This window comes from Lactobacillus sp. M44, from assembly GCF_058130005.1.
Map to the genome: position 1 here is coordinate 1,107,060 of NZ_CM176707.1, position 17,265 is coordinate 1,124,324.

General features: G+C 31.1%; 15 protein-coding genes. 10 read left to right on the forward strand and 5 right to left on the reverse strand.

Going from position 1 to position 17,265, the window contains the following annotated elements:
* Positions 1–2 precede the first annotated feature (2 nt).
* From addA to nth, 6 genes are all read left to right on the forward strand, one after another.
* The gene (gene addA / locus AC38BG_RS05390; RefSeq protein WP_489936841.1) at positions 3–3,590 is read left to right on the forward strand and encodes a helicase-exonuclease AddAB subunit AddA; all 3,588 of its coding nucleotides are present in this window, start codon (positions 3–5) and stop codon (positions 3,588–3,590) included.
* Between the two features lie 14 nt (positions 3,591–3,604).
* Positions 3,605–6,403, forward strand: a complete 2,799-nt coding sequence (locus AC38BG_RS05395) for a helicase C-terminal domain-containing protein (RefSeq protein ID WP_489937847.1) — start codon at positions 3,605–3,607, stop codon at positions 6,401–6,403.
* Positions 6,400–6,897 carry a hypothetical protein gene (locus AC38BG_RS05400; RefSeq protein WP_489936842.1) on the forward strand — a complete coding sequence of 166 codons (498 nt, stop codon included), beginning with the start codon at positions 6,400–6,402 and terminating at the stop codon, positions 6,895–6,897. The genes AC38BG_RS05395 and AC38BG_RS05400 overlap by 4 nt, the downstream gene beginning before the upstream one ends.
* A gap of 50 nt (positions 6,898–6,947) precedes the next feature.
* On the forward strand, positions 6,948–8,246 hold the full coding sequence (gene asnS, locus AC38BG_RS05405; RefSeq protein WP_489936843.1) for an asparagine--tRNA ligase: 1,299 nt from the start codon (positions 6,948–6,950) through the stop codon (positions 8,244–8,246).
* Between the two features lie 68 nt (positions 8,247–8,314).
* On the forward strand, positions 8,315–8,941 hold the full coding sequence (locus AC38BG_RS05410) for a DnaD domain protein (RefSeq protein WP_489936844.1): 627 nt from the start codon (positions 8,315–8,317) through the stop codon (positions 8,939–8,941).
* A 1-nt stretch (position 8,942) separates the two neighbouring features.
* Positions 8,943–9,575: an endonuclease III gene (gene nth / locus AC38BG_RS05415; protein ID WP_489936845.1), complete on the forward strand. Its 633-nt coding sequence runs from the start codon at positions 8,943–8,945 to the stop codon at positions 9,573–9,575.
* Between the two features lie 51 nt (positions 9,576–9,626).
* Here nth and tyrS read toward each other — a convergent pair whose 3' ends face one another.
* Positions 9,627–10,892: a tyrosine--tRNA ligase gene (gene tyrS, locus AC38BG_RS05420; RefSeq protein ID WP_489936846.1), complete on the reverse strand. Its 1,266-nt coding sequence runs from the start codon at positions 10,890–10,892 to the stop codon at positions 9,627–9,629.
* A 313-nt stretch (positions 10,893–11,205) separates the two neighbouring features.
* Between tyrS and nhaC the strand changes: the two genes are divergently transcribed.
* Both nhaC and msrB read left to right on the forward strand, forming a co-directional pair.
* Complete coding sequence (gene nhaC, locus AC38BG_RS05425; protein WP_489936847.1) at positions 11,206–12,573, forward strand: Na+/H+ antiporter NhaC; 1,368 nt, start codon at positions 11,206–11,208, stop codon at positions 12,571–12,573.
* Between the two features lie 81 nt (positions 12,574–12,654).
* The gene (gene msrB, locus AC38BG_RS05430) at positions 12,655–13,089 is read left to right on the forward strand and encodes a peptide-methionine (R)-S-oxide reductase MsrB (RefSeq protein WP_489936848.1); all 435 of its coding nucleotides are present in this window, start codon (positions 12,655–12,657) and stop codon (positions 13,087–13,089) included.
* Between the two features lie 219 nt (positions 13,090–13,308).
* On the opposite strand, the gene AC38BG_RS05435 is transcribed toward msrB, so the two are convergent.
* The 4 genes from AC38BG_RS05435 to AC38BG_RS05450 form a co-directional block, all read right to left on the reverse strand.
* Positions 13,309–14,187 carry a YitT family protein gene (locus tag AC38BG_RS05435; protein WP_489936849.1) on the reverse strand — a complete coding sequence of 293 codons (879 nt, stop codon included), beginning with the start codon at positions 14,185–14,187 and terminating at the stop codon, positions 13,309–13,311.
* A gap of 127 nt (positions 14,188–14,314) precedes the next feature.
* Positions 14,315–14,851 (reverse strand): peptide-methionine (S)-S-oxide reductase MsrA, encoded by a 537-nt coding sequence (msrA, locus tag AC38BG_RS05440; protein WP_489936850.1) that lies wholly within the window; start codon positions 14,849–14,851, stop codon positions 14,315–14,317.
* 144 nt (positions 14,852–14,995) lie between these two features.
* A complete protein-coding gene (locus tag AC38BG_RS05445) occupies positions 14,996–15,361 on the reverse strand; it encodes a pyridoxamine 5'-phosphate oxidase family protein (protein ID WP_489936851.1) in 366 nt (121 codons plus the stop codon).
* Positions 15,362–15,537: 176 nt separating this feature from the next.
* A complete protein-coding gene (locus AC38BG_RS05450) occupies positions 15,538–16,374 on the reverse strand; it encodes a pyruvate, water dikinase regulatory protein (RefSeq protein ID WP_489936852.1) in 837 nt (278 codons plus the stop codon).
* Between the two features lie 194 nt (positions 16,375–16,568).
* Between AC38BG_RS05450 and rpsU the strand changes: the two genes are divergently transcribed.
* Together rpsU and AC38BG_RS05460 are read left to right on the forward strand one after the other, a co-directional pair.
* Positions 16,569–16,745, forward strand: coding sequence for a 30S ribosomal protein S21 (rpsU, locus tag AC38BG_RS05455; protein ID WP_002880182.1), 177 nt, complete (start codon positions 16,569–16,571; stop codon positions 16,743–16,745).
* A 71-nt stretch (positions 16,746–16,816) separates the two neighbouring features.
* Positions 16,817–17,263, forward strand: coding sequence for a GatB/YqeY domain-containing protein (locus tag AC38BG_RS05460; protein WP_489936853.1), 447 nt, complete (start codon positions 16,817–16,819; stop codon positions 17,261–17,263).
* Positions 17,264–17,265 lie beyond the last annotated feature (2 nt).

The window sequence follows — 17,265 nt, forward strand, 5'->3', positions numbered from 1 at the left end:
TAATGGTTAAATACACTCCTGAACAAAATAGGGCAATTAATGACCAAGATTGTGATATTTTAGTATCTGCTTCTGCAGGTTCTGGCAAAACCATGGTATTAGTTGAACGTGTTTTGCGTTTATTATTAGATAAAAACAGCTTAGATAATATGTTAGTAATTACTTTTACTAAAGCTGCTGCAGAAGAAATGAAGCAGCGAATAAAAAGTATATTAAATCAAAAAGTCATTAGTGCACCAGATAATGCATTTTTGCGCAATGAATTAATTAAAGTAGATACTGCTAATATTTCGACAATTGATGCTTTTTGTTTAGATGTGATTAGAAGATTTTATTTTGCAATTGATTTAGATCCAAGCTTCAGCATCCTAACCGATCCAACTCAATCAGAATTATTAAAAGAGCGCGCTTTAAAAGAAGTTGAAGCTGAATATTTAGAGAAAAAAGACAGTTCATTTACTCATTTTTATGAAAATTTTGTTGGTGATCGCAATGCTGACACAGCTAGAAAAATTTTGTTGGACTTATATAATTTTGCAATGGCAAAGCCTGATTATAAAAAGTGGCTACAAACTTTACCAGATAATTATCAAGTTGGTGATGACTTAGTAAATTCGATTATTTGGCAAAAACAAATTAAACCATATCTTCAATTGCGCATAAAAGATTTAAATCAGAAAATAGATCAAGTATTGCAAACATCAATCATAGAAAATACAGAGTTAGATAAAGTTAAACAAAATTTTGAATCGTTAAAAAAAACTCTACAGGTATATCGAAATGCACTTGATCAAGATGCTGATTTTAATAGTCAACAAGCTGCATTGCGCAATTGTCAATTTAGGATTTCTACTAGAAAAAATCCTAAATGGGATGAAGATATTGCAGAATTTTATGCAACAAGTCAAACTATAAAAAATGATTTAAAAAAAATAATATTTGCTGTTTATACAGCTTTTTATGCAGCAGATAATGATTTGCAAACTAAAGCTATGCAAAAAGGGCAAAAAATTGTTACTACAATTTGTCAAGTTGAATTGAAATTGATTAAGCGATTTCAAGATTTAAAAAAAGAACAAAACTTAATTGATTATGCAGATATGGAACAATATGCTTATCAAATCTTGAGTCAAGATACTTCTAATTCGCAAATGGCTAGACAATATTATCAACATAAATTTCAAAATATACTAGTTGATGAGTATCAGGATATCAACGCACTTCAAGAAAAAATTATTCAATTAGTTAAAACTAAAGATAACCATTTATTTATGGTGGGAGATGTCAAGCAATCTATCTATGGCTTTAGACAAGCAGAGCCAAGCCTTTTTTTGGATAAATATCAAGAATATGCAAATATTGATGAAAAAGAAAGAATTGTTTTGGGTGATAATTTCCGTTCTAGTAAAGCTGTAGTCAAAAATGTCAACAAATTATTTGATCCATTATTAACTGAAGATTTTGGAGGAATAGATTATCAAAAAGAAGGTCGTTTATCTTATGGAGCAGATTATGATGATCAGATAGGCCAAGCAACAGAATTTATTTATCATGAAAAAAGCAGAAACTCAGATCAAGATAGTAATCAAGTCGACTTTGACGAAATTCAGATGGTGATAAGTAGAATTAAACAATTAAAAAAAGAAAAGTTTAAAATTTATGATCCAAAAACTCGTGAAATGCGTCCATTTGAATATTCTGATATTGCTATTTTGACTCGAAGTCGGTCAAATAATTTAAATATTATGCAGCAGTTTGCGGAAAATAATATGCCATTATTTGTTATTGATGCAGAAAATTACTTCCAAACATTTGAATTGACTATTATTTTGGCTTATTTAAAAATTATCGATAATCCAGATCAAGATATTCCACTAGTATCTGTAATGAGATCTCCATTATATAATTTTGATGAATCAGATTTTGCCAAAATTAGAATTCATACTAAAAATGCCAGCTTTTACACTGCTTTAACTAGTTATGTAAGTGTTCATGATGAATTATCTGACAAAGTTAAATTGTTTTTGAATGATCTGCAAAATCTGAGAGAATTTGAGACAACTCATAGAATCTCTGAATTAATCTGGAGCATATATGAAAAAACAGATTTATTGGATATTGTGACAGGAATGCCTAATGGACATCAGCGTAGAGTTAATCTGCAAGCATTATATGAAAGAGCAAATTCATATGAAAGTGCTGGGTTTAAAGGACTATATCAATTCATTTCGTTTATTAATAGAATGCGTGCCAGTCAAAAAGATTTAGCACAACCTCTGCTTTCTAAACAAGCTGGGAATGCAGTAAAATTAATGACGATTCATGGATCAAAAGGTTTGGAATTTCCAATTGTCTTTTATGTTGGATTAGCACATCATTTTCAAATGCGTGACTTGAATGAAAATTACATTATTACTCCAAATAATTTAGGTATAACTATTAACTTTCCAAAATATCGCTTAGATACTTTAGTTAAGAGCATGAGTAATGTTTTAAAGAAAAAACAACTCCTAGAAGAAGAATCTAGAATTATGTATGTTGCAGTAACTCGTGCTAAGCAAAAGCTTATTATGGTAGCTGATATAGCTAATTTTTCTAAACAAATTAATACGTGGAAAATGCAATTAAATAATGGATTACTAGATATTAATGCAAAACTGCAAGCAAATACACCACTAGATATGTTTGGACCACAACTTGATTTTGATAATAATATTAGTCAAAATATTAATGATTTGACTTTAAATATTGATGAAGTTCCTAAAATGATTTATGTTAAATATGATGTGCAAACAAAAGATATTGAGACAAAATCCCAAGTTGAAACTGAATCTCAGATACAATCAAAGTTGATCTTGCAAACAGCTGATAAATTGTATAGTTTCAATTATCCATTTGATATCAGCACTAAAACTACCGCTTATCAAGCAGTATCTGAAATTAAATCAGCATTTAATAATCCAGATGATGTTGATTTAGCAAATAGTCATTTAATCAAATCAAGTAATCGCTATTTACAAACGATTGATACAAAGCCTAACTTTTTATATCAAACCAAATTTACTGGAGCACAAAAAGGTACGGCGATGCACTTAATTTTGCAATATTATGATTATTTTCATCATGAGAAAAATCAGTTAGATTTTGAGATTGGTAAGTTAATTAAACAAGGTCAATTAAATCCAAAAATAGTTGAAGAATTGCCACTTGATGAGATTAAGTGGTTTGTTAATAGCGAGTTTGCACAAAGATTTTGGCAAAATCCTAATCAATTATTTAGAGAAGTTGATTTTTCAAGTTTGATTAAAGCTTCTACGATATTTTCAAAATTTGATGATCCTAATGCTAAAATTTTAGTACATGGAACAATTGATGGATATTATCAAGAAGATGATGGGATAATCTTATTCGATTATAAAACTGATTATGTTGATAAAATCCATCATCAAGAAGCGTTAAATAATTTAACTAAAAAATATAGTGGTCAGTTAAACTTATATGAAAAAGCTTTAAGTGAAATGACTAACAAAAAAGTTAAAGAAAAATACTTAATTTTACTAAATTCAAAAGAATTATTAACATTAAAATAAATTAGAAAGGAAAGATAAGTGTGACACTAGCAGATGAAGTGTTTGCAGTAGTTGATTTAGAAACTACTGGCACCCAAAGAGAAGAAGGACATCATATTATTCAATTTGGTTGTGCCGTAATAAAAAATCTGAAGATTGTTAAAACTTATTCTTTTATGATTAATCCTAAAAGAAAAATTCCTAATGCTGTTGAAGCACTAACTGGTATTTATGATGAAGATCTAGTAGAAAAACCAGATTTTTCATATTTTGCACCAAAAATAATCGAAATTTTAAAAGATAAAATTTTTGTTGCACACAATATCAATTTTGACCTTCCTTTTTTAAATTATGAATTAGCCAACTTTGGCTTTGAACAATTAACTAATAGAGCTATTGATACTGTGGAGCTAGCTCAAATTGCTTTTCCAACTTTAGCTTCATATAAATTGCGAGATTTGACTACTCAACTGCATTTAAAACATTTAAATCCACATAAAGCAGACTCTGATGCATATGCCACTGCTGGGTTATTATTAGACATTATTGATAAATTATCTTCGTTGCCACAAGCTACACTAAATACTTTAAATGTTTTGGCAAAAGGGTTATTGCGAGACACTAATTTAATTTTTAAAGAAATAGCAGATGAGGCTAGACAAAATAAAAGACCATTAGGAAAACAATATCTGCAAGTTAAATCCTTAATTTTGCATCGAAATTCTGAATTTTTACAACATGATTTAACTGATACACCAGATTTTCCTATAACAGATAACCAAAAAGAAAAATTGTTTAACAACAAGATAACTTTTAGGCGTGGTCAAGTTACTTTAATTAATCGAATCCATGATTTTATTGAAGTTGATAAGAAAAATAAGTTATTAGTTGAAGCTCCTAATGGTACAGGGAAAACTTTTAGCTATTTATTTAGTTTTGCTTATTCTTTGATAGCAAATAAAAAATTGGTAATTGCCACAACAACTCAAGTTTTGCAAGAGCAAATTTTAAGACAAGAAATCCCGCAACTATTAGATATAACAGGTCTGTCACTTAATGCTCAAATAGTTAAATCAAGTAGTCATTATTTAGATTTAGATGGATTTATGCAAACTTTAATGCATCCCACAACTAATCAGCCAACTTTAGTTTTACAAATGAGAATTTTGATTTGGCTAACTCAAACTGAAACTGGCGATTTAGATGAACTTCAACTAGCAAACTTTAATGCACCACTATTCGTTCAGATTCAGCATCCAGGGGATGCGCGAGTTGGGACTGCTTTTGCAAAATATGATTTTTGGAATTTGGCTAGATTTAGACAAGAACAAGCTGATATTTTAGTTACTAACCATGCTTACTTAGCAAATCACTATCAAGATTCAATCTGGGGAGCTAATCCATATTTAGTAGTTGATGAAGCACACAGATTTGCGGATAATGTAACTAATTCACGCAATGATTCTCTGCAATTTGAATCATTTTGGGGAGTGTTAGCGCATTTGCGAAATTTGATTTTTAATAGTGAAGATAATTTAGCTAATAACTACACTACAGATTCTCAAATCAGCTATTTATTATCTAAGCTAGAACCAAATATTGGAAAATTAATCCATATAATTAATGAATTGCAGCGAATGCTATATAGTCAGCGCTCAAATGCGATTAGTCAAAATGTACGACCGAATAACACTATAGAATTAGGATTTGAATCAAAGACTTTATTTGCAGAATACAAACAATTTAATACTTTAATGAAAATAATGCAGCAGAGATTAGAGGAGGTTAGAAATCTAACTAATCAAGTGCTTTATCGGCTATATCAAGAACATGATGCATTTTTACCTAGTGAAGAAGCTATATTAAATGAAATATCAGATGAAGTAGACAAATTAGATTTTTATACCGAAAAAGCATACAGCCTTACCGATAAATTAACTGATCAAAATGTCTTTGAAAACTTAGGCTTTATGTTAATTGTAACTGATCCATCAGATCCATTAGCAACTAATCTTTCTTGGCTAACAATTGATCCGCGGGATGAACTAAAAGCAATCTATGAACACTTCAGTAAAGTATTATTGATTTCTGCTACATTAACTGATCAAAATAATTTTGATTATATAGAAAATATTTTGGCGCTTGAAAAGCATGAAGTAATAACATATCAAGCAAAACAAGCATTTAATTTAACAGATCATTTAAAAGTATTGGGTCTAAGTGATTCAAAAGTTCCAATGAATCCAAATGATAATCATTTCACTAAATTTATTGGGCAATTATTACCTCAAGTGTTAGAATCAGATCATATTTTAGTTTTATTTACGAATTTGGAAACTATTCGTGATGTTTTTGGGATGATTGTGAACCGACCAGAATTTAGTGATTATGAAATTTTAGCTCAAAAAATCACCGGCTCTAATGATCGGATTTCTAAGCGATTTACAGTTGCAAAAAAAGCAATTATTTTGGGTGCTAATAGTTTTTGGGAAGGTGTTGACTTTTTTGACACTAAAATCAATTTAGTCATTGCGACCAAATTGCCATTTGATGCACCAGATCAACCTGAAATAAAATTACGACAAATTAGACTGGAAAGAAATGGTATTGATGTGTTTCAACAAGATACTTTGCCACGTGCGATAATTAGATTTAAACAAGGCTGTGGTAGATTAATTCGCGGAGAAAATGATCATGGCATCTTTGCTATTTTAGATCAAAGGCTGTGGAATGATTCATATGGCAATTCATTTATTCAAAGCCTGCCCGTATCACCTAAAAAAGTTGATCACAAACAATTAATCAATAACCTGAAATCGAGGGATCAGAAATGATAGATTATGAGTGGCGTAGTGTTTGGAAATTTTTAGCTTGGCTTTTCGCAATATTAGTAGCTTTATATATTGCTGCAATTATTATTATGGGAATTGCAACTAGACCTAATCGTGTTGCTGCTAAAAACATCACTCAACTTGCTGAAAGCAAAACTTCAATGAAAAAAGTTGATAAGTATTATCATTTAAGTCGAGAAGTTACTAGCCAAGCAGTTGAAGGAGTAAATAATAAAAATCAAAAAAGCTATTTTATTTATTTACCAAAAACCAAAAAGGCATATTATTTACCAGCTACTAAAGGATACAGTGAAAATCAAATTAAGAAAAAATTTGAGCAATTACATCCATACAGACCTATTAGAGAAATTAACTTAGGGTGGTATAATGGAAAAGCCGTATGGGAGGTGGCCTTTGGTAAAGAAAATCAAAATTATGGTTATGCGCTATTTAATTTTAATAATGCCAAAGAGATATCATATATCGATAATTTGTAAAAATTTTGGTATGATAACTAATAAGAAATATTCTAAAAGGTGGTTGTGTTATGACAGAACTTATTTCAATTAAAGATTCATCCAAACATGTTGGACAAGAAGTTAGAATGCATGTCTGGTTAACAGATAAACGCTCAAGTGGAAAAATCATTTTCCTGCAATTGCGTGATGGTACTGCATTTTTTCAAGGTGTTGTATTAAAAAATAAAGTTTCAGATGAAGTATTTGAAGCAGCTAAAAGTCTGCACCAAGAAGCTAGTTTTTATATAACTGGTGTAATTAATGAAGATGCAAGATCTCATTTTGGATATGAAATTCAAATCAATAATATAAAGATTGTTTCTAATACTGAAGATTACCCAATTGGAAACAAAGAGCATGGTGTCGATTTCTTATTAGATAATCGTCATTTATGGTTAAGAAGTCGTCGTCAATTTGCAATTATGCAAATTCGTAACACAATGATCAATGCTACCTATGAATTTTTCAAAAAAGAAGGTTTTATTAAATTCGATGCTCCAATTTTGATGCATTCTGCACCTGAAGGAACAACAGAATTATTCCATATTGAATATTTTGATCATGATGCATATTTGTCACAATCTGGACAATTATATGCAGAAGTTGGAGCACAAGCATTTGGCAAAGTGTTTACCTTTGGACCTACTTTCAGAGCTGAAAAATCAAAGACTCGCCGTCATTTAACTGAATTTTGGATGATTGAGCCTGAAATGGCTTGGACTCATCAAGATGAATCATTAGAAGTTCAAGAAAGATATATCGCTGCACTGGTTAAAAGTGTATTAGATAACTGTCAATATGAATTAAAATTATTGGGTCGTGATCCTAAACTATTGGAGCCAACAACTGAAGGTAATTTTGTAAGATTATCATATGATGAAGCTGTTAAGGTATTGCAAGATGCTGGTTATGACTTCAAGTGGGGCGATGATTTTGGAGCTCCTGATGAAGCATTTATTTCAAAACAATATGATCGCCCAGTATTTATCAAGAATTATCCTACAGCAATAAAACCATTTTACATGAAGAAAAATCCTGAAAATCCTAAGGAATATTTATGTGCTGACTTATTAGCACCTGAAGGTTATGGTGAAATTATTGGTGGATCTGAACGTGAAGAAGATTATGAAGTATTAAAAGCTCAAATTGAAGAGGCTGGCTTGAATTTGGAAAATTATAGTTGGTACCTTGATTTGCGTAAGTATGGTTCTACACCACACTCGGGTTTTGGATTAGGATTTGAACGTGCAATCGCTTGGATTTGCCATTTAGATCACTTACGTGAGGCAATTCCATTCCCAAGAATGTTGAATCGTTTAGAGCCTTAATATAAACAATATAATAAATTTAAAAAGTTGAACTGAATTGCAGTTCAGCTTTTTTGAAAGGAAAAATAATGTCTTTTAATTCTTATCGTCAATTTGGTTTTAGTGTTTTACCAAATGCATTATTATCGTTTTATCATGATTTAAAAATTTCTGATGCGGAATTTCTGGTAATTGTTCAATTAGAATCTTTTATGCAAGCAGGTAATCAATTTCCTTCAGAAAAGCAACTTGCAACTAAAACAAATCTAAGTCCTTCAGAAATAGGGGCTTTATTACAAAATTTAATTGAAAAAAAGTTGCTTAATATTATGCAAGACCATGATAATAATGGAAAAATTTTGGATAAATATGATTTAGCCCTTCTATATGATAAATTAGATAAATATTTAGATGAGAATTATCCTATTGATAAAAATAATGTATCTGCCGAACCAAAGCAATTAAATCCTGCCGCCAGATTAGTTCAACAATTTGAAATTGAGTTTGGAAGATTGTTAAGTCCAATAGAGCGAGAAGAAATTTCTGCTTGGATCAGCCAAGACCATTATCAACCAGATGTAATTCAATTAGCGCTGCGCCAAGCAGTTTTGTCACACGTTTATAATTTTAAATATGTTGATAGAATATTATTGAATTGGCAAAGGATGAATTTGCGGAGTGTTGAAGATGTGAAATCATATTTGGGAAGGAATTAAAATGGCTGAAAAATTATTGACTGATGACCAAGCTAAAGAAGTTTTAGAGCGAATATTACAACTATATCCTGATGCAAAAGGAGAGTTAAAATGGGATTCAGTATTTCATTTATTATGTGCTGTTTTGATGAGTGCCCAAACAACTGACAAGCAAGTAAATCGTGTGACACCAAAATTCTTTGGTGATTTTCCAGATGCAGAAGCTTTAGCAAAAGCTCCAATAGAGAAAATTGAAGCAGATATAGCGTCAATTGGCTTATATCATTCAAAAGCTAAACATTTAAAGAAAACGGCCCAAATATTACAAGATAAATATGATGGGAAAGTTCCAAAATCAAAGTCTGAATTAGTTAAACTGCCAGGTGTTGGTATTAAAACAGCTAATGTTGTTATGGCAGAGGCCTATGGTGTTCCTGCAATTGCGGTAGATACTCATGTATCAAGAATTTCTAAAAAGTTTCATATTGTTGCCCAAAATGCAACCCCAATTCAAGTTGAAAAAAGATTAGAAGAAATTTTACCTAAAGATCAATGGATTACAATGCATCATGCAATGATCTTTTTTGGTAGATATACAATGACAGCTAGAGCAAAAAAAGATCCATATTCATATTTACCAGAATTGAAAAAGTAACAAAAAAGGATTTGACCATATTACATTGATATGAAATCAAATCCTTTTTTATTATTTTTTAACACGAATCAAAGTATATTTACGTTTACCTTTTCTAACAATGATAAACTTACCATCAAAACTATCTGCAGGATTTATTTCAAAGTCTAAATCTTGCTCTTTTTCACCATTAATATAAATGGCACCATTTCTAATATCCTCTCTTGCTTGACGCTTAGAAGGGACGATCTTGGCTTTTACTAAGAATTCAACAATATTTTGCTTCTCATTTGCAATTTCACTACTTGGAGCATTCTTGAATCCTTGTTCAATTTGTTTAGTCGTTAATGACTTAATATCACCAGAAAATAGGGCATTAGTAATAGTTTCAGCTTCTTTTAAGCCGCTTTCACCATGGACGAATTTAGTTACTTCTTGTGCTAATTTCTTTTGTGCTTCACGCTTCCAAGGCTCATTCTTAACTTTTTGCTCTAATTTATCAATTTCTTCATGTGATAAGAAAGTGAAGTACTTCAAGTATTTGATAACATCACGATCATCTTGATTTAACCAGAATTGGTAGAATTCATAAGGACTAGTTTTTTCAGGATCAAGCCAAACAGCACCACCAGCAGATTTACCAAATTTAGTACCATCCGCTTTTAACATTAATGGGATAGTTAATCCAAATGCTGGATGGTTATTGCCTTGCAGTTTATGGATTAAGTCAACACCAGAAGTGATATTACCCCATTGATCAGCTCCACCAATTTCTAATTCAACATGGTGGTCACGATTCAAAATATAAAAGTCGATGGATTGTAAAATTTGGTAAGTAAATTCAGTAAAAGAAATACCACTACTTAATCTGCTGGCAACAGTTTCTTTATTAAGCATAGTGTTAACGTTGAATAATTTTCCATAATCACGCAAAAACGGTAATAATCCAAACTTACCTAGCCAATCTTTGTTATTAACGATAGTGAAGTTTTCAGTCCCAAATAATTTAATCATTTGGCGAGTTAATGCTTGTTCATTATGTCTAACTTGTTCGTCGCTTTGCAAGACACGTTCAGTTTTACGACCAGAAGGGTCACCGATCTCGCCAGTTGCACCACCAATTAAAATGTAGGGATGGTATCCAGCTTCTTGGAATCTTTTCAAAATCATGAATGGAATTAAATGCCCAATATGAAGTGAATCACCAGTTGGATCAGTTCCACAGTATAAAGATAGATCATCGTGATCTTTTAAGTATTCACGCAGTCCATCTGCATCAGTTTCCTGATTAATAGCTCCACGCCACTTTAAATCTTCTAAAATATCAAATTTTGCCATGGTATTTTCCTCCAATAAAAAAATCCCTCAAGCAAATAAGCTCAAGGGACGATCAAAATCAATTTAAACCGTGGTACCACCCACATTTGTGCATCTATTGTGCACCTCAACATTATAAGAATGTATATGTATTTCGTTAAGTTAGTCTGCCTAGTTTGCACCTACCACTAGTTCTCTGAACACTGAACTAAATAACTACTAGTTGACTAATATGCTACAAGTAAAAATGAGATAAGTCAATACAATTAATAATATTATTTCTTTATATTTTGTGGTAGCCTATTGATAAAGTTAATGCGAGGAGAAAAAAGATATGGGTAATAAAGTAAAGCCAAAAATAAAAGCAATAGAAAGTTTAATTGTAATTATAGTAATATTATTGATCTTAGGATATTTAATTATTTTCAAAAAACAAGCTCCACAAATTCCTTTATTAATATCTGTATCTTTATTAATGTTATATGGATATTTGAGAGGATTTAATTGGGATACTATAGTTGATGGAATTGCTGATGGGATCAAGTTAGGTGCAATTCCAATGTTTATATTTATTTTGATTGGGGTATTAATTGCCACATGGATTTATGCTGGTACTATTCCGACTATTATGTATTTTGGCTTTAATATAATTTCAGTGGATTATTTTTTACCAACAGTTTTTATAGTGTGTTCTTTGATGGGGATAGTTGCAGGTAGCTCATTTACCACAATCTCAACTTTAGGTATTGCATTTTTAGGAATTAGTATTGCTTTAAAAATCAATGTTGGCTTAGCTTCAGGTGCAATAGTATCTGGCGCGTTTTTTGGTGCAAATGTTTCTCCATTATCTGGTACTACAAATCTTGCTGCTGGGATAGGGAAAATTAACTTATATGATCACATTAAAAGCTTATTATGGACTGATATACCTGCGTGGATTATCACTTTAGTTTTATATATAATATTGGGTTTTCATCATTCTAATGCTAGTTTGAAAACTATCAAAATAATGATGATGCAATTAAAACAAGGCTTTTGGATATCTATTTGGACACTTTTACCAATTGTATTGTTATTAGTGCTTGCTTGGCGTAAAGTTCCTGCAATTCCATCTTTAGCATTTGGATCATTTTTTGCATTAATTGTTGGATATCTACATAAGCCAGTTAAAGTAAATATCTTAGCCAATTATATTATGAATGGATATGTAGCAAAAACAGGTAGTCATCAAATGAATACGTTGTTATCTAAAGGTGGTATATCGAGTATGCTAGGGTCTCTTGCGTTAATTATATTTGCACTTGCATTAGGAGGATTATTAATAAAATTTGATATTATTAATAATCTTTTAAATAATATTTCTGCATTTATCAGCTCTCCTGGTAGGCTTAATTTTACGACAATTATTGCATGTTTAGGAGTTAATTATTTAGTTGGTGAACAATATTTATCAATAATATTACCTGGCGAAAGCTTTAAAAAATCCTATGACCAAATACACTTACCAAGAAAATATCTGACTAGAGTTCTTAATGATGCTGGCGCTGCGGTCAATTCAATTGTGCCATGGAGTGTTAGTGGTATATTTATATCTAGTACATTACGAGTTGATCCATTACAGTACATTCATTTTGCATTTTTCCCTATAATAGTATTATTGATAAATGTATTACTTGGTTTTAAATTGCATAATACGAATTAACAAATTGATGATGAGCAGATTCTCAACGACTTTTTTTATTGTTTGATATTATTAAGAAAACGAAGAAGGCGGGGAATTACAATGACAGAATTTAATAAAAAAGAAGCTTTAAAGAATTTAACTGATGAACAATATGCAGTTACTCAAAAAGCGGCAACGGAGCGCCCATTTTCTGGAAAATATGATAATTTTTATCAACCAGGTATTTATGTAGACGTAGTGTCCGGTGAGCCTTTATTTTCAAGTACAGATAAATATGATGCGGGGTGCGGCTGGCCTTCATTTACTAAACCAATTGAAAAATTAGATTATAAACGTGATCAATCATTTGGGATGGAACGCACAGAAGTAAAAAGTCCCAAGGCTAATTCTCATCTAGGACATGTTTTTACTGATGGACCAGTTGATAGAGGGGGGTTAAGATATTGTATTAATTCCGCTGCATTAAAATTTATTCCTGAACAAGATCTAGAAAAAGAAGGGTATGGGCAATATAAAAAATTGTTTGAAAAATAAGGTCTTAAAGTGCATTGAATAGTTAAAAGTAAGTACGATGGATAAAGTCGTACTTTTTTAATAAATAAGATTTGAACAACTATTTATATAGTATTAGTGTTCAAATAAAAAAAGCACAAACAACTGTCATTTGTACTTTTAAGCTAACTAATTTTGCTAATTCATGTATTTAAGAATTTGTGTGTCTGAGAAGTATTTAGCGTCATTCAAACCGTAAAACTAAACTACTTCTTGTTCTTTAAAGCGACCATAAATTTTTGTAACTTCACTTACACTAACAAATGCATAGGGATCACTTTTTGTAATAGCCATTCTGATATCATACATGTCATATCTATCAATAATGGTTAATAAGATTGTTTTTTCAACATGTCCATAAGCTCCTTCAGCATCATGAATGATTGTGATACCACGATGCATTTTTTCTTGAATACTATCTATAATTTTTTGAGGGTGTTCAGTAATAATCATTACTTGCATTTTTTGATGCTGCGTATACACCGCATCAATTACTCGACCATTAATAAAGATGTTCAATGCAGTATATAAGGCTCTTGTCCAGCCGAAGACAAATCCCGCTGCCATCACAATTAATAAGTTAATTGCAATATTGATAGAACCAAAACTAGTCCCAGTTTTTTTACGCAAGATAATACCAATAATATCTAAACCACCTGTAGAAATACCACTCTTTAAAGCCATACCTGTTCCTACACCATTGATAACGCCACCAAAAATTGCACATAATAGAGGATCTAAATGTGCAACCCAAGGGTGAATAGTATGCATCATAACGGAAGCAAGTAAGACTGTGATAATTGTATATAATGTAAATCTCTTACCAATTTTGAACCAGCCCAAAATAAATAAAGGAACATTCAAAATAAAATACATTACAGAAGTTCTTAAAGTAAATGGTAAATATCTAGTTGACACTGATTCCAAAATCTGAGCAAACCCAGTGACACCAGATGAATAAATGTGGCCAGGTTGCCAGAAGAAGTTCAATGCAATAGCAACCGCTAATGAATAAAAAAATGCCGCTGATAGTTTTGATAATATGTTATAGCGACGTGAAATTCGATCAAGTTGATCCATAATTAATTTCCTTTTCAACAAAACTTAAATCTATTGTTAAGTGTACACAAGTTTAACTTAAAAAACATTACAAAATAAATAAAAAAAGACCATTTTAATAAATGATCTAAAAAATTACTAGTTGTGTCTATTTACCCCAATGTTCCTTAATAAACTGACTTCGTCCACCCATTTCTTCAATTTGATAACGAAATGGGTTCTTTTTGTAAAAATCTTGATGATATTGCTCTGCTGGATAAAAAGGCATAGCTGGTTCGATTTTAGTAACAATAGGTTTGTCGAATTTATGACTTGCTTCTAACTCATCTTTTGATTTTTCAGCAATTTGTTTTTGCGAATCTGAATTATAAAAGATCACTGGACGATATGAATCGCCACGATCTTGAAATTGCCCCATGGCGTCGGTTGGATCAGTCACTTGCCAATAAATATTTACCAGATCGTTGTATGAAATAATTTTTGGATCATAAGTTATTTTTACTGCTTCAGTATGACCTGTAGTTTCTGATGCAACTTGTTCATAAGTTGGGTTAACAACATGTCCGCCAGTATATCCTGAAACTACTTTTTTGATGCCAGGAACAGTGTCAAAAGGTTGAACCATGCACCAAAAACATCCTCCAGCAAAAATTGCGGTATTTAAATTAGTATCTTTTTCACTCATAATGATAACCTGCCTCTTTTGATAACTATAAGAATTTTACAACGGAGCAAATGAGTAGGCGATTATTTTGCTTACAATTGAAACTAAAAAATGAGCTCAATCTATATAAAGTTGAACTCATTTTTAGATTATAATATTTTAAAATTAGCTAAAGATTTCTTTGATATCAATAACTACTGGGTATGCAGTTGGTGCATCTGATCCTTCAAGAACTTTCTTTGCATAATCATCATTTTCATGAATGTGAGCTACACCTAGGATACGAACATTAGTATGAGTAGGTACATCAGCAACTACAACAGCTACTTTTGAACCATTTTTAATGTTTTCATATGCATGTGCCTTAGTTTTTTCAAGATATTGTAAATGTGTTGAATCTAATACGCGCATAGATTGCTTAGGACCAACTTGTGGTTCACCATTTTTATCAACAGTTGCAAGGTATGCTAAATGAGTCTTAAAAAATTCTATTTGTTCAGGGGTAAGTTTTGTTGCATCTAATTTCTTCATAAAAAATTTCCTTTCTATTTTTGTAATATTTAACTTCACTGATAATTATAACAATCCATAAAATAGTTTACTAATAGTAAGTTTTAAAATTTTAAATTATTTTTGAGCAATAATAACAAATGCAAATATCAATAGGCGTCGAAGTAGTTGCATCAAGTCAATTTAAATAAAACATATTATTTTTCATCATCATAGCCTAAATGATGCAAGATTAATGCAGCAGTTTCCTCAATAGATCTATGTGCAACATTTACCACATAGCAATCTAATTTTTTGAATAGTTTGTTTGCGGACTCTAATTCTTCATTAATCGAATCCATATTTGAATACGCGGTATCTGGATTTAAACCATAACTGCGCATTCTTTCACGTCTGATTTCATTTAACACTTTAGGATCGTTAGTTAAACCAACAATTTTATTGTGATCAATTTGGTAAATTTCTTCAGGAATATGAGTTTCAGGGACAAGAGGCAAATTAGCTACTTTTAAGTTCTTATTTGCTAAATATAATGATAATGGTGTCTTTGAAGTTCTAGAAACTCCAAGCAATACCACATCAGCTTCCAAAAAACCTTTAGGGTCTTTACCATCATCGTACATAACGGCAAATTCCATTGCAGAAATGCGATCAAAGTAGTTTTTGGTTAATTTATGTTGACCACCAATTTTACCAGATGGTGCAAGTCCAGTCATTTGATGTAAATCATCAACTACAGGACTAAATAAATCAATATATTTGGCCTTATGTTCTCTTGAAAACTTAATTACTGCAAGTTGCATGTTGTCATTAACTAATGTATATGAAATTAATAAATTAGGAAATTTTTCAATTTCATCAAAAACAGTTGTTAACTTCTCCATAGTGGTGATGAATGGGTATCTTCTATAATTAATAGTGGTATCTGGATATTGTGCAGCAGCTGCTTGAACTAAATTAAATGCTGTATCACCAACTGAGTCAGAAATAATGATGATATTAATGTCTTTGTCTGTTTGTTTTTGATCTGTCATATTTGTTTCACCTCATACAGCTATTATACCTATTTAACATGGGATTGAATACGCTTTTAATTACTATATTTTATTTAGTAAAAAAAGTTTCATAAAATGTTGTTGCGACTATTGACGACAAAGGGCAGTTTTGTCTATAATTTATGTATATTGTAACTGGCAACACTGCCAAGAAATGGAAGGAGGGATCTCACATGGCTAAGACAATTGTTCACGAAAATGAGTCTATTGATGATGCTCTTCGTCGTTTTAAGCGTTCCGTTTCTAGAAGTGGTACCCTACAAGAATACCGCAAACGTGAATTCTATGAAAAGCCGAGCGTACGCAGAAAGTTAAAATCTGAAGCTGCACGCAAGCGTAGACATTATTAATTTACTTGAAGCTCTCGACCTAGATTTTGTCGGGAGCTTTTTTTAGGAAATAAAAGGGCAGGTAATATAAAATGAGTATATCAGATCAAATTATGGCAGATATGAAAACCGCGATGAAAAATCGTGACAAAGAAACTCTAAACACAGTTAGAATGTTGAAGTCTGCTTTAATGAATGAAAAAATTAAATTAGGACATGATTTAACTTCTGATGATGAAATTAAAGTTTTAAGTTCTGAATTAAAACAACGCAAAGAATCTTTAGATGAATTTATTAAAGGTAATCGAGAAGATTTAGCTGATGAAACTCGTAAAGAAATTAAAATTGTTCAAAAATACTTACCAAAACAATTGGATCCTGAACAATTAGCCAAAATTGTAGCAGAGACTATTGAAGAAACTGGTGCAAAATCCAAATCTGACTTTGGTAAGGTAATGAAAGCAATAATGCCGAAATTAAAGGGTCGTGCAGATGGTAAGGAAGTTTCTAAATTAGTTTCACAGAAGTTAAATAAATAGCT

Coding starts and splice junctions, on each gene's coding strand:
- addA (WP_489936841.1), top strand. CDS start 3: ATGGTTAAATACACTCCTGAACAAAATAGGGCAATTAATGACCAAGAT.
- AC38BG_RS05400 (WP_489936842.1), top strand. CDS start 6,400: ATGATAGATTATGAGTGGCGTAGTGTTTGGAAATTTTTAGCTTGGCTT.
- asnS (WP_489936843.1), top strand. CDS start 6,948: ATGACAGAACTTATTTCAATTAAAGATTCATCCAAACATGTTGGACAA.
- AC38BG_RS05410 (WP_489936844.1), top strand. CDS start 8,315: ATGTCTTTTAATTCTTATCGTCAATTTGGTTTTAGTGTTTTACCAAAT.
- nth (WP_489936845.1), top strand. CDS start 8,943: ATGGCTGAAAAATTATTGACTGATGACCAAGCTAAAGAAGTTTTAGAG.
- tyrS (WP_489936846.1), bottom strand. CDS start 10,892: ATGGCAAAATTTGATATTTTAGAAGATTTAAAGTGGCGTGGAGCTATT.
- nhaC (WP_489936847.1), top strand. CDS start 11,206: ATGGGTAATAAAGTAAAGCCAAAAATAAAAGCAATAGAAAGTTTAATT.
- msrB (WP_489936848.1), top strand. CDS start 12,655: ATGACAGAATTTAATAAAAAAGAAGCTTTAAAGAATTTAACTGATGAA.
- AC38BG_RS05435 (WP_489936849.1), bottom strand. CDS start 14,187: ATGGATCAACTTGATCGAATTTCACGTCGCTATAACATATTATCAAAA.
- msrA (WP_489936850.1), bottom strand. CDS start 14,851: ATGAGTGAAAAAGATACTAATTTAAATACCGCAATTTTTGCTGGAGGA.
- AC38BG_RS05445 (WP_489936851.1), bottom strand. CDS start 15,361: ATGAAGAAATTAGATGCAACAAAACTTACCCCTGAACAAATAGAATTT.
- AC38BG_RS05450 (WP_489936852.1), bottom strand. CDS start 16,374: ATGACAGATCAAAAACAAACAGACAAAGACATTAATATCATCATTATT.
- rpsU (WP_002880182.1), top strand. CDS start 16,569: ATGGCTAAGACAATTGTTCACGAAAATGAGTCTATTGATGATGCTCTT.
- AC38BG_RS05460 (WP_489936853.1), top strand. CDS start 16,817: ATGAGTATATCAGATCAAATTATGGCAGATATGAAAACCGCGATGAAA.